Raw genomic sequence first — 12,898 nt, 5'->3', positions numbered from 1 at the left:
CGAGGTCTTCCTGTTTCCGGTTTTCGATGATCTGCAACGGGGAAAACCATGTCCGGCATTCCGGCGGCGAGCACGACTATCTTCAATGGAATTGCCCGCGACTATGTGGTCAGCGCCGACGGCCTGACTGCCTATATGGTGGGTCTCGACGGAATCGTGCGCGTCTACAATACCGAGACCGGGGCGCTGCTCCGCAGCTGGCCGGTCGCGCAGAATCCGGGCGGGCTCGCGCTTTCCCCCGACGGCAATTTCCTCGTGCTGGTCGAGCGCCAGCCGGTCTCGACCAGCGGCAGCGGCTGGGATACCGAGACGGTGGTCCGGTCGTACCGGATCGACGTGCGCACCGGCGCGGTGACCAATCACGACTTCGTCGCCACCGGCCAGGACCACGCCTTTTCCGACGTCGCGATCCTCGGCGACGGACGCGCCTATTTCACCCAGATGTTCAGCGGTTCGGGCGCCACCCGGATCTGGGCGCTCGATTACGCGACCGGCCAGTACGAGGCGATTCTGGGCGGGCAGAAATTCTACATGCCGTCGCTGACCACCGATCCCGATTCGCCGGATCGCCTGCTGATCACCATCGACAGCCTGTCCTCCGCCGACCAATATATGTTCGACTGGCGGACCGGGCTGATCGGATCGCGCACCGGCTATTCGAACGGGGTGATGGGGCCGGGAATGGGAGTGCAGGCGTTCAGCGCCGAGGCCGGGCGCACGGTCGTCGCCACTTCGTACGGGACGTTCCTGCTCGACGCCAATCTGAACTTCCTCGCGGACCTTTCGGATCTGGTCCCGATCCCGCGCACGATCAGCGGGCTCGCCTTCGATTCGACCGGCGCCAATCTGTACGCGGTCGATTCGCTGAACGGCGTATTTTATCAGATATCGACGTCGAACTGGTCGCTGGTGCAGACCATCGACCTTCCCGACAATGTCCAGCCGGGCAACAACCAGATCGGCAGCGAGATCATCGTCGGACCCGGCGCGCGCTTCTTCCTGATCTTCACCTATGGCCAATTGCTCCGGGTCGACAATCCGGCGGTTGCCGACGCGATCCTCGGCACTGCCGGCGCGGACACGCTGACCGGCACCGCGGGGGACGACGCGATCATCGGCTTCGAGGGCGCGGATTCGATGACCGGGCTGGCCGGCAACGACAATTATCAGGTCGACGATGCCGGCGACGTGGTCAACGAAGCGGCGGGCGGGGGCGACGACACCATCGCCACCTCGATCAGCTACACGCTGGGGGCGCACGTCGAGACGCTGCGCGCGGCCAACGCGTTCGGCATCGACTACCTCAACCTCACCGGCAACGACATCGCCAACCGGATCGAAGGCAATTCCGGGCGGAACACGCTACGCGGCGGCGGGGGCGACGACGCGCTGTACGGCCTCGCCGGCAACGACACGCTGCGCGGCGATGGCGGCAATGATTCGCTCTATGGCGGGCTCGGCGACGACACCTTTGTGGTCGACGATGCCGGCGACCGCGTCTTCGAGATTGCCGGAGAAGGGCGTGACTGGCTGATCCTCGCTACCAGCTACACGCTGGCCGCGGGGCAATCGATCGAGCATGTCTCGCTGAGCGAAGGGCAGACGGTGACCTGGCCCTGGGGCCCGACCGAACCGCTGAATTTCACCGGCAACGAGCTGGGCCAGTTCATCGACGGCAACGAGGCGAACAACGTCCTCGACGGCGGCGACGGGGACGACGTGATCGACGGCCGATCGGGTGCCGACACGCTGATCGGCGGCGCCGGCGCCGACGAACTCGAGGGGGGCGCCGGCGCCGATACGCTGATCGGCGGGATCGGCAACGACCGATATTATGTCGATGCGCTCGACACGGTGATCGAGCTCGAGGGGGGAGGCGTGGACAATGTCTATGCCGACATCTCGTACACGATCGGCGCCAACATCGAATATCTGTGGCTCACCGGCTCGGGCAATATCGACGGCACCGGCAGCGCGCGGGGCGATTCGATCGAGGGCAATAGCGGCGCCAACCGGCTGGACGGCGGCGCGGGCGTCGACATCCTGCGCGGCATGGGCGGCAACGACATGCTGATCGGCGGCAGCGAGAACGATGCGCTGGACGGCGGCACCGGGGCCGATACGATGATCGGCGGCACCGGCGACGACGAATATCGCGTCGACGACGCCGGCGACGTGATTACCGAGCTGGCGGGCGAGGGGACCGACTTCGTCGTGTCGTCGGCCAGCTATGTGCTCGCGGCCAATGTCGAGGATCTGTACCTCGCTTCGGGCACTGCGGCGCTGGATGGCGGCGGCAGCGAGGTCGCCAACCGGATTTTCGGCAATGACGGCGTCAATCGGCTGGAGGGCAAGGGCGGCGACGACCGGCTGCTCGGCTATGGCGGCAATGACGTGCTGGACGGCGGCACCGGTGCGGACATGCTGTTCGGCGGCGCCGGCGACGACGTCTATTATGTCGACAATGTCGGTGATTTCGTCAGCGAGTCGGCGAACGAGGGCACCGACACGGTCTATGCCTCGACCAGCGTGACGATAGGATGGAGCGTCGAGCGGCTGGTGCTGCTCGCCGGCGCCGCGGACGGCACCGGCAGCTGGGAGGCGAATATGCTGACCGGCAATGGCGGCGCCAACCGGTTGTCGGGGATGGAAGGCAATGACCAGCTGTTCGGGCTGGGCGGAAACGATCTGCTCGACGGCGGCATGGGCGCCGACCAGATGACCGGAGGCGCGGGCGACGACATCTATGTCGTCGACGACCTCGCCGATCTGATCTTCGAGAATGCCGGCGAGGGGATCGACACCGTGCGGACCGGGTTCCAGACCTATACGCTGGGCGCCCAGGTCGAGAACCTCACCGGGACGAGCGTGTTCGCGCAGACGCTCAACGGCAACAATGTCGGCAACCGGATCACCGGCGGGAACAATAACGACACCCTTTCCGGGCGCGAGGGCGACGATGTGCTGATCGGGGGATGGGGCGCCGACCTGCTCGACGGCGGCGCGGGCGTCGACACGGTGAGCTACGAGGATGATCTCGGCCCGGTATCGGCGGATCTCGCGACCGGGCTGGGCGAGGGCGGAACCGCGACGGGCGACCGCTATTCGGGAATCGAAAATCTGATCGGCGGCAATTTCGCCGACATGCTGACCGGCAACGGCGCGGCAAACCGACTGACCGGCGGTGCCGGGGAAGACTGGTTGCAGGGCGGCGGCGGCGGCGACCTGCTGTTCGGCGGCATCGGAAACGACAGCGTATGGGGCGGCGACGGCGACGACCGGCTCGACGGCGGCGAGGGCGACGACACGCTGTTCGGCGGGGCGGGGATCGATACCGTCAGCTATGCGGCGGCGACGGCCGGGATCGAGATCGATCTGGCGTGGCTCGAGGAGCAGCAGACCCGCGGCGCGGGGACCGACACGCTGATCGGGATCGAGAATCTGATCGGATCGGGGTTCGCGGACGTGCTGGCGGGCGACGCGGGCGCCAATGTGCTGAGCGGAGGCGGCGGCAATGACCGCTTCGTGTTCGGCGACAGCGCACGGTCCGCGCGCGACACGATCAGCGACTTCGCGGCGGGCGACCGCATCGATCTGAGCCTGATCGACGCGAACGGCGCGGCGGCCGGGGATGCGGCGTTCGCGTTCATCGGATCGGCAGCGTTCGGCGGGGTGGCGGGTCAGTTGCGGGTGACCGGATCGGGCACCAGCTGGCTGGTCGAGGGCGATCTGAACGGCGACCGCATCGCCGATTTCAGCATCGCGGTGACGATGCCGGCGTCCGGGCTCGGGCTCGCGGCGAGCGACTTCCTGCTCTAGCGCGGAGCGGCGCCGGGCCCCCCGCGCCGCCTGAGTCGGCACGCCGGCACGCGCGGGCAGGCACAATTCAACTGCAGGTTCGAATAGTTGCGCATGCGTGACGGCGGTCACGCGTGCGCGACCCCGCTCGAGGCTAATCAGCCGGTGAATACAGCAGCGGGAGTTCGGACGTGGAATATATCGTCAAAGCGACCTCCGCCGATGGCACTGCCACCGGCTGGATTCTCCAATATTGCAAATGGGAAGGCTTCGGCACCAACCCGGTCAACATCGTCGTACCGCTGCAGGAAGCGGGCGGCGTGTTCTATGGGACGCTCGATCTTCCCGACGGCTATACGTGGCGGTTCGCCGGCACGGTCGCCGACGGGCATTCGGTGGACGTCGACATCGAACCCGCTTGCCCGATCCTCTGGCCGCACGACGCGACGTGGCCGGTCACCATGAGCGGACCGGCGCACGGGCAGGACATCGTGATCGTCTATTTCCAGACGGGCGCCGGAGAATGAAACGGCTCCTCCTCATCGGCGCCGTGCCGCTGGTGCTCTGGCCCGGCGGCGTCGCTGCCCAGACCAGCCATCCCGCCTTCGCCGGGGGTGCCGCGCAAGCGGGCCCGGCGGGGCGCTCCGACATCGTGACCAGCGACGTCGACTTCAACCTCGAGGTCGCCGGGGAGGAGGCGAGCACCTCCGTGCAGATCGGCGGCTACACCACGAAGACGTACGCGACCCCGGACGCCAGGCAGCGCACCTTCAACTGGACCGTCATGCTGCGTGCGCCGATCGGGGGCGATAGCGACATAACCGCCCGGGAGACGCTCGACGCCTTGTCCAATGGGCCCGAGCTGAGCTTCACGATGAGCCTGTTCGGCTTTTCGAGCGCCGCCAACCATCTGGCCCGGCTCGAGCCCTATATGGCCCAGGCGGATGCGATATGCGCCGCCAGATCGCTCGAAGCGGGAACGCGTGCCGGCACCTCCGTGAAGGACGCGCCGCAAGGCGCCGCGGCGCCTCTCCTCGAATTGCTGGCGCGCGAAGCGGCAGGGGAGGTCGCGCCGGCCCCCGACAAGCCCGTCATCGCGGCCGCGATCGACGCGGCGCTGGAGGCGAGACGAAATGGGGAGGATCCCGTCGCGGCTGCCGAACAAGCGGCCCGCAGCGCGGCGCAAGGTCGATGCAATGCCGCGGTTCAGGGCGTGGTCGATGCCGCGGTTCAGGGCGTGGTCGATGCGCAATGGGTCCGGCGGTTCGGCCCTCTCACGCGCGGACAGATCAACGGCAAGCTCTTCTCGCCCATGTGGCGGATCGGGGTTCGGGGCGGCGTCGGCGTCAAACGGTTCGCCTATGTCGACGCCGCGACGCTCGAGGAACGCGATCCGGTCAAGGTGCCGTTCCGTGCCGAACTGTTCGGCGCGCTCTACCCCGGATCGGGCACCAGCGCCCTTATCGGAAGCGTTCAATATCAGAACGGCTTCGAGAACGCCGAGGAAGGTCTGGTCTGCAAGCCGGTGGCGGTCGATCCGGATGCGGATTGCGTGACCGGCCGGCCGGTTCCGGCGAAGAACATCGAACGCGTCAACGTCGCAGTCGAATATCGGCAGATCATAGAAACCGGATGGAATGCCGGCGACATCGCGATCTCGCCCAAGTTCACCTACGACACTCTGGGCAACGCGTTCGCAGCGCAATTCCCGCTCTATTTCATCCCGAGAAGAGCCGGCCCGATCTCGCCCGGGATCAGCGCCACCTATTCGAGCAAGGATGACCGGGTGCGTTTCGGCGCTTTCCTGAAATCCACCTTCACCTTCTGAACATCTGACAGGGAGAAGAACGATGTCCTGGTCCTTGGCTCCGCAGGGTATGGCTTCGGTCATCCTATGGTGTGGCGTGGCGTTTCTGGCGTTCGCGCTGATCGTCGCCTTGTGGTCGGCCTATGAGGCGCTGAAGGTGATGCGCGCGGAGGCGAAAGCCAAGCTTGCCGAGGCCGAGGCGAAGCGCCGGGCCATGCTGCGCGCGTCTTCATCCGACAAGGAATCGGGCGAGGAGCCCGACGGAATACGCAATGTGATAGGGCCAGCCGATCTGCCGACCCTGGCAGAGGCGCTGGGAGAGCTGATCGCGGCGCTGGCGAAGGCGCCCGCCTGGTATGCGATGTTCATCGGCGGGTACCTGCTGCTCTCGCTGAGCGCGGGGATGTGCAAGCCGGAGTGCGCGAAGAGCGGCGAGGCCGCACCGGCATCGACGCAATCCGTCCAGGCCAGACCGACGGGCCAGGCACGGACGATCACCACTACCACCACCACGATCACCAGGATCGAGGCGCGCCGCACGGTGCCGCCGGCGCCGAGCCCGAACCCGAGCCCGAGCCCGACGCCATCGCCCGTTCCGTCCAACTGAGATCCGACCATCAACGCAGGAGAAACGCCATGTCCATGCCCTTCATCGACGCGGAGTTCACCTTCACCCAGCCCGACGGCAGCCCGCTGCAGGTCCGCGGGACCGGGAACCAGCACCAGGCGCGGTTCGAGACGCTCGACGGTTTCACCGTCGTCCGCGATCCCGCGACCGGATATTACGAATATGCCGCGCCGGCGGACAGCGGCGCGGGGCTGCTGGCGAGCGGCGTGACCGTCGGCGCCGCGGATCCCGGGGCGGTCGGGTTCGCGCCGGGGCTGCGGGCGAGCGAAACCGTGATGCGCGCCGAGGCGCAGGCGACGAGCAACCTGCCGACCGGCAATACGCGCTGGGAACAGCGCCGGCGCGCGCGGCGCGACGCGCAGCGCCTGTTCGCGACGCAGAGCATGGTCGCGCCGGCGGGAATGGCGTTGCCGGCGCCGCCGCAACGCCACACCGTCGGCCGGTTCGTCGGGCTGACCTTGCTCATCGACTTTTCGGACCAGCCGGCGACGATCGCCCGCGACGAAGTCGAGGCTTTCTGCAACGAGCAGGGCTATTCGGGGTTCGGCAACGTCGGATCGGTGCGCGACTATTTCCGGGACATCTCGGACGGCAAGCTGGAATATAGCAATATCGTCGCGCCCTATTACCGCGCGCGCCAGCCACGCAGCTATTACACCAACGAGAGTGTCGAACAGCCGCGCCGCGCGTGGGAATTGATCCGCGAGGCGCTCGATCACCTCGCGGCGTCGGGGTTCGACGGCTCGGTGCTGAGCGCGGACGAGCAGGACCATGTCTATGCGCTCAACGTCTTCTATGCCGGCAAGCGGGTGAACAATTGGGCCAAGGGCCTGTGGCCGCACGCCTATCACCTCGCCGAGCCCTACGCGCTGGCACCGGGCAAGAATCTCTACGACTATCAGATCACCGACATGACCGCCGAGCTGAGCCTCGGCACCTTCTGCCACGAGAACGGGCACATGATCTGCGATTTCCCCGATCTCTACGACTATGGGTATCAATCGAGCGGCGCCGGCAAATTCTGCCTGATGTGCTCGGGCGGCTCGGGCGCGGCGCGCGAGAAGAACCCGACCCAGGTCGGCGCCTATCTCAAGCACGCCGCGGGCTGGACCAGCTCCGCGACGACGCTCGCGCCGGGTTCGGTGACGCTGCACGCCGGGCGCAACGACTTCGCGTTCCACCGCAAGAGCGACACCGAATATTTCGTGATCGAGAACCGCGCCGCATCGGGCCGCGACGCGGCGCTCGACGCCGACGGGCTCGCCGTGTGGCATGTCGACGAACAGGGCAGCAACAACCACGAGCAGGGCACCGTCAACCTGCATTACGAATGCGCGCTGATCCAGGCCGACGGGCTGCGCGAGCTGGAGAACCGGATCAACGACGGCGACCATCGCGATCTCTTCCGGGCGGGGCACAACGACAGCTTCGGCCATATGACGCGACCCGAGAGCGTCTGGTGGAACCGCTCGGTCTCGGGGCTGGATATCCTCAATATCAGCGCCGCCGGACCGCAGATGCAATTCGACGTGGTGGAGGTGGAGTGAGGTCCGGCCCGAAACCCCTCTTCCCTTTACAGGGGAGAGGATAGCGAAGCTTGCCAGCTTGATGGCTAGCGCAGCGCGGTGAGGGGTAGAGCCACGCACGGCCGCACCCCGTCACCCAGCTCCGACCAAGGCCCCAGCTTCGCTGGACCTAAGTCTGCGCAACCAGTGTGAGGTCGATCATGCCCCGCATGATCGAGGATCGCGCGGGGCGCGATCCGACCTCCCACTCCCTCTTGCGGGGGGAGTGAGAAGGAGGGGCTGAATATGGGTCAGCTTGAGGCGGAGGATCGTCCTCCGCCTCATGCCGCTTCGGTCAGCGCCTCGGTCACTTCGCGGACCCGCGCAGGGCGTTCCTCCGGCGGGCAGAGCTCGAGCGCATCCTCGAGATCGGCGGCGCGCGAGCCGAGCTTCGCTTCCTTGAACATGCCTGCCGAGCCGGCGAGCTTGTGGAGCAGGCCGCGCAATTCGGCGATCGAATCGTCGTCGAAGCTCCGGGTCGCGGCGATCCGCTCCGCACAGGCGCGCAGCTCCGCCTTGCGCACGTCGTAACGGGCGCGCAGATCGGGCGAGATGGCGAGCCTCGGCGGCGGCGCAGCCTCTGCCGCAGCCTCGTCCGCGGTTTCGGCGCGGGTCCAGCGGCGGATCACCTTGCCGAGATCGGCGAGCTGGACCGGCTTGGCGATGTGCGCCTGCATCCCCGCGGCAAGACAGGCGGCGACGTCGTCGGCATAGGCATTGGCCGTCAGCGCGAGGATCGGCAGCGCCTCGGCGTCGACGCCGGAATCGCGGATCTGCCGCGTCGCCTCGAGCCCGTCCATCACCGGCATCTGCATGTCCATCAGCACCAGATCGAACGGCTTTCCCGAGCGCGCCGCGTCGGCGACGGTCTGGCAGGCCTGGGCGCCGTCGGGGACGGTCACCGTGTCATGGCCGAGCCGCGCGAGCATCGCCTCCATCAGCGCCTGATTGACGTCGTGATCCTCGGCGAGAAGGATCCGCAAGGGGCGCTCGGGCTGCTCCTCGCGCGCCTCGACCGGCGCGGCATGCGCGTCGGCGGGGTCGGCGAGCCGCAAGGGCACGCGCAAGGTGAAGCGCGTGCCGACACCGGGCTCGCTGGTCAGCGTCAGCGAGCCGCCCATCAAGGTGGCGAGGTGGCTGCTGATCGCGAGGCCGAGGCCGGTGCCGCCGAAGCGCCGCGCGGTCGATTGCTCGGCCTGGACGAATTGCTCGAAGATCGCCGCCTGGCGATCTTTGGGGATGCCGATGCCGGTATCGGCGACGCTGATCTCGATATTGGCGCGGCGATCGTGCCAGCCGCGGCGCGCCTCGATCGAGATGCTGCCGGTCTCGGTGAACTTGACCGCGTTGCCGAGCAGATTGAGCACGATCTGGCGGAGGCGCAGGCCATCGACCAGCACGAACATCGGCAGCTCGGGCTCGACGTCGAACCGCACGCGCAGATTCTTCTGCGCGGCGGCAGGCTCGATCAGCTTGACGCAGTTGCGGAGCGCGTGGCGGAAATCGACGCGCTCGGGCGCGATCTGCATCTGCCCCGCCTCGATCTTCGAAATGTCGAGAATGTCGTTGAGCAGGCGCATCATCGCCTTGCCCGAATCGACGATGAGCTGCGCGTGGCGCTGCTGCTGCGGGTCGAGATTGCTGTGGAGCAGGAGATCGGCGAAGCCGAGCACGCCGTTCATCGGGGTGCGGATCTCGTGGCTCATATTGGCGAGGAACGAGGATTTGGCGTTGGCCGCCGCCTCGGCGCGGGCGCGCGAGATTTCGAGCGCGAATTCGAGATGCTTGCGCTTGGTGACGTCGCGCAGCGAGGCGATGACCTCGACGGGCGCGCCGGTCGCCGGATCGCGGACGAGGCCGCAATTGGCCTCGATCCAGGTGTCCATGTCGGGGGTGGCGCGCTTGCGGATCCGGTTGGTGGTGACGCCGTGCTCGATCTCGCCGCGGCCGAGCCGGGAATAGAATTCGAACAGAGCCGGCTTGTCCTCTTCATGGACGAGCGTCGCCATCGACGCGCCGATGGTGAGCTCGGGCGGGACGCCGAGCACCGGATCGGTGGAAGGCGAGGCATAGGTGATGATGCCGTCGAGATCGATGCGGAACACCGCGTCGGTGGCGTTCTGGGCGAGCAGCGCGAGCTGCGCCTCGGCAGCCTCGCGGCGGGCGATATCCTGTTCGAGCTGATCGTTGGCGGCGCGCAGCGACAGCATCCGCTCGCGGCGGTCGCGCAGCACCAGCAAGGCGAGCAGCAGGACGAGGAAGGCGCTGCCGACGAAGGCGATCTGGACCGGCTGCTCGAAGGCGTTGGCGCGCGCGAGGCGCTGGGCGAGGAGGTTCCGCTCCTCGGCCTCGATCTCGCCGACGACCTGCAACAGCCTGCCACGGGTCTCGCGCGTTGCCGTGCTGCGCAGGAGCTCGAGCGCCTCGCCGGTGCGGCCGTCGCTGTGGAGCCGCATCGAGCGTTCGGCCCCGGCCAGCCGCTCCTCGACCAGAGCCGCAAGGCGTGCGACCCGGATCCCCTGGCCGGGATTGTCGACCGTGCCGCGGCGCAGCGCCTCGACCTCCGCCGGCAATTCGCGATGCGCCTGCGCGACGATCAGGCGCTCGGCAGTCTCGCCGGTGAGCAGATAACCGCGGCGCGCGCTTTCGGCGCGGAGCGTCAGGATGCGGACTTTCGACAGCCGCTCGCCAAGCTCGAAGGTGTGGCGGACCCAATTCTCCGCGACCTGCTTCTGCCAAGCGAGCCACAGGCCCGACCCGGCGCAGCAGATCAACAGAAAAAACACCGCCACGATCATCGTTCGCGACCGGCGCTGAATGGGGTTCGTCATCATCGAGTTCCCTGAAACTCCTGTTTTACATATAGAGCGGAATCTTCAACTTCCGGTTGCAGAAGACAACTGACGGCATGCGCGATTTCTCCGGAGTTGCGACCCGAAACGATCCCGGGCGTTATAGCGCAGAGTGGCGCCGCGGCGCGGCATGGGCATCAAGGGTGTGGAATGGCGCGGATCATCATCGCGGACGACGACGAACTGGTGGGCGAGATGGCGCGCGACGCGCTGATCGCGGCGGGGCACGGCGCCGGGCTGGTGAGCAACGGTGCCGACGCGCTCAAGATCATCAAGGCGCGACGGCCCGATCTGGTGATCCTCGACTGCAACATGCCCGAGCTTTCGGGGGTGCTGCTGGTGCAGGAGCTGCGCAAGTCGGTCGAATATGCCGATCTGCCGGTGATGATGCTCACCGGCCGGCGCAGCGAGCGCGACGAGGAACTGGCGCGCTTCGCCGGCGCCAACGACTATATGAAGAAGCCCTTCGATCCCGACGAGCTCGTCTTCCGGGTCGAAGAGCTGCTCGCGGCGCAGCGCTGACATGGCGCGGATCATCTATGTCGAGGACGACGAACTGGTCGGCGAGCTGGTCCAGCAAGTGCTCACCGAAGCCGGCCATCTCGTCGGAGTGATCAATCACGGCACGCTCGCCTACGAGACGATCGCGTTCAAGAAGCCCGACCTCGTCATCCTCGATCGCGGGCTGCCGGGGATGCAGGGCGTCGACATCCTCACCGCGCTGCGCCGGCTGCCCGGATTGTACCTCACCCCGGTGCTGATGCTCACCGCCAAGGGCGGCGAGGCCTCGGTCGACGAAGCGATGGAGGCCGGGGCCAACGACTATCTGGTCAAGCCGTTCGAGCCCGAGGAACTGGTCCGCCGGGTCGAGCAGGTGCTCAGGAACAATCTGTTCCGGCGGGCCTGACCGTCCGGGCTCAGCCCCCGCTCCCCCTTTTCGGGGGGCGAGGGGTAAAGGGATGGTCAAAGCCCTTTTTTCTCGCACGAATACTTTCAATTCGTTGCAGGACATAGTCATCCTTCGTTCAGCGCTTCGGGCGAAAACTCGGGCTCGAAGAACAGGCAGGGATATGGGGATGAACTGGCACAAGGTCGCGCGGCTGGGCACGATGAGCGGCGCGCTGGCGCTGTCGGCGTGCATGATGCCCTATGACGGCGGATCGTACGAGCCGGCGCCGCCGCCGGCCTATAGCGATATCGAGAGTCCCGACCTCTATGCGTTCATCGACCGCGCGGATTCGCTGTGGGAAGCGATCGGCGACGCGCCGCCCGATCATGCCTTTTCCTTCGATGGCGCCGAGCCTTGGGCGTGGGAGCTTCAGGACGGCCAGCGCGTGGTCGTCGCGGAAACCGCCGACGGCATCCAGAGCTATTATTTCTCCCCCGGCGACGCCGGGCCGTTCCTCGCGGTGCGCCCGGGGATGAGCTTCGGCTTCGAAGGCGAGACCGTGGCGGTGGTCTACGGTCCCGATGGCGGCGCGCTGCCGCGCGCGGCGGGAGCCGCGCACCTCGGCGAGGGCGCCGCCCTGTTCGCACGCGGGCGGGCGCTGCTGCGGGCGATGCTCCAGAAGCAATGGCGCGAAGTCGACAGCCAGGCGTGGATCGATACCGGCCCGATCATCTGGGGCAGCGTCGCGATGTGGGACTATGGCTGGCAGCGCCATCCCGGCTGGGGCCACCACCGCGACCGGGTGCGCGATTCCGGGTGGCGCCACCGGATCACCGCCGAGCGGCTGCGCCGCAAGGCGCTTGCCGAGCAATTCCGCCGCTGGCGCGAAGGCGGCTTCCAGGGGCCGCCGCCGGGGCATTGGCATCGCCCGGGTGCGGGGCAAGGACCGGGGATCGGACGCCCCGGCCGGTCCGACAGTCCAGGCCGGCCCGGCGTGGATCGCCCGCGCCAGCCCGGTCAGGGCGGCAGGCCCCCCGGCGCCCGACCGGGGCGCCCGCGCCAGCCCGATGCAGGACAGCCGGGATCGCGGCCGTGGCGCCGCGGCGAACGACCGAATCGTCCGACGCCGCCGACCAATGCCGCGCCCGGTACGCCCGATACGCCCGCGACGCTGCCGGTCGTGCCGGGCGCGGGGCCACGCCGCCCCGGCTGGGGCGGGCGTCCGCGTCCGGAACGGGGCGATGCCGAAAGGGGTGGCCTGGGTCGGCCGCAATCGGCGCCGGTCGTCGACGGGACCGGAGGCACGCGCACGCCGCGCCCGGACGGGCCGCGCCGCTGGTTTCGCCCGCGCCCCGACGC

The 12,898-nt window shown here is 67.8% G+C and carries 8 protein-coding genes and 1 pseudogene; 8 read left to right on the top strand and 1 reads right to left on the bottom strand.

Translation table 11 applies throughout. The features are described from left to right. The first annotated feature begins 48 nt into the window (after positions 1 to 48). The 5 genes from Q9Q95_RS09655 (at position 49) to Q9Q95_RS09635 (ending at position 7,780) form a co-directional block, all read left to right on the top strand. Positions 49 to 3,819: a hypothetical protein gene (locus Q9Q95_RS09655; protein WP_306096405.1), complete on the top strand. Its 3,771-nt coding sequence runs from the start codon at positions 49 to 51 to the stop codon at positions 3,817 to 3,819. Positions 3,820 to 3,989: 170 nt separating this feature from the next. After that, positions 3,990 to 4,325 (top strand): hypothetical protein, encoded by a 336-nt coding sequence (locus Q9Q95_RS09650; RefSeq protein WP_306096403.1) that lies wholly within the window; start codon positions 3,990 to 3,992, stop codon positions 4,323 to 4,325. Continuing rightward, complete coding sequence (locus Q9Q95_RS09645; RefSeq protein ID WP_306096401.1) at positions 4,322 to 5,626, top strand: hypothetical protein; 1,305 nt, start codon at positions 4,322 to 4,324, stop codon at positions 5,624 to 5,626. Before Q9Q95_RS09650 ends, Q9Q95_RS09645 begins: the two co-directional genes overlap by 4 nt. A 22-nt stretch (positions 5,627 to 5,648) precedes the next feature. Continuing rightward, the gene (locus Q9Q95_RS09640) at positions 5,649 to 6,212 is read left to right on the top strand and encodes a hypothetical protein (RefSeq protein WP_306096400.1); all 564 of its coding nucleotides are present in this window, start codon (positions 5,649 to 5,651) and stop codon (positions 6,210 to 6,212) included. A 29-nt stretch (positions 6,213 to 6,241) separates the two neighbouring features. Then, a complete protein-coding gene (locus tag Q9Q95_RS09635) occupies positions 6,242 to 7,780 on the top strand; it encodes a M6 family metalloprotease domain-containing protein (RefSeq protein ID WP_306096398.1) in 1,539 nt (512 codons plus the stop codon). A 299-nt stretch (positions 7,781 to 8,079) separates the two neighbouring features. Here the strand turns inward: Q9Q95_RS09635 and Q9Q95_RS09630 are convergent, their stop codons facing one another. Further along, positions 8,080 to 10,632 (bottom strand): ATP-binding protein, encoded by a 2,553-nt coding sequence (locus Q9Q95_RS09630; protein ID WP_306096397.1) that lies wholly within the window; start codon positions 10,630 to 10,632, stop codon positions 8,080 to 8,082. A 168-nt stretch (positions 10,633 to 10,800) separates the two neighbouring features. Here Q9Q95_RS09630 and Q9Q95_RS09625 point away from each other — a divergent pair, with 168 nt between their 5' ends. The 3 genes and pseudogenes from Q9Q95_RS09625 to Q9Q95_RS09615 form a co-directional block, all read left to right on the top strand. Next, entirely contained in the window at positions 10,801 to 11,172 is a 372-nt protein-coding gene (locus Q9Q95_RS09625) for a response regulator transcription factor (RefSeq protein WP_306096394.1), read from the top strand. A 1-nt stretch (position 11,173) separates the two neighbouring features. Further along, a complete protein-coding gene (locus Q9Q95_RS09620; RefSeq protein WP_306096392.1) occupies positions 11,174 to 11,557 on the top strand; it encodes a response regulator transcription factor in 384 nt (127 codons plus the stop codon). 169 nt (positions 11,558 to 11,726) lie between these two features. Further along, positions 11,727 to 12,898, top strand: a pseudogene (locus Q9Q95_RS09615) (hypothetical protein); the annotation flags it as partial.

It is taken from the genome of Sphingomonas sp. DG1-23 (assembly GCF_030730875.1).
Classification (GTDB): Bacteria; Pseudomonadota; Alphaproteobacteria; order Sphingomonadales; family Sphingomonadaceae; genus Sphingomonas.
Note: the sequence above shows the minus strand (reverse complement) of the source record. Positions and strands in the feature narration are given on the sequence as shown.

Excerpts from the sequence above, each read along its gene's own strand:
- Q9Q95_RS09625 (WP_306096394.1), top strand. The coding sequence starts at position 10,801 with ATGGCGCGGATCATCATCGCGGACGACGACGAACTGGTGGGCGAGATG.
- Q9Q95_RS09645 (WP_306096401.1), top strand. The coding sequence starts at position 4,322 with ATGAAACGGCTCCTCCTCATCGGCGCCGTGCCGCTGGTGCTCTGGCCC.
- Q9Q95_RS09630 (WP_306096397.1), bottom strand. The coding sequence starts at position 10,632 with ATGATGACGAACCCCATTCAGCGCCGGTCGCGAACGATGATCGTGGCG.
- Q9Q95_RS09620 (WP_306096392.1), top strand. The coding sequence starts at position 11,174 with ATGGCGCGGATCATCTATGTCGAGGACGACGAACTGGTCGGCGAGCTG.
- Q9Q95_RS09640 (WP_306096400.1), top strand. The coding sequence starts at position 5,649 with ATGTCCTGGTCCTTGGCTCCGCAGGGTATGGCTTCGGTCATCCTATGG.
- Q9Q95_RS09655 (WP_306096405.1), top strand. The coding sequence starts at position 49 with ATGTCCGGCATTCCGGCGGCGAGCACGACTATCTTCAATGGAATTGCC.
- Q9Q95_RS09635 (WP_306096398.1), top strand. The coding sequence starts at position 6,242 with ATGTCCATGCCCTTCATCGACGCGGAGTTCACCTTCACCCAGCCCGAC.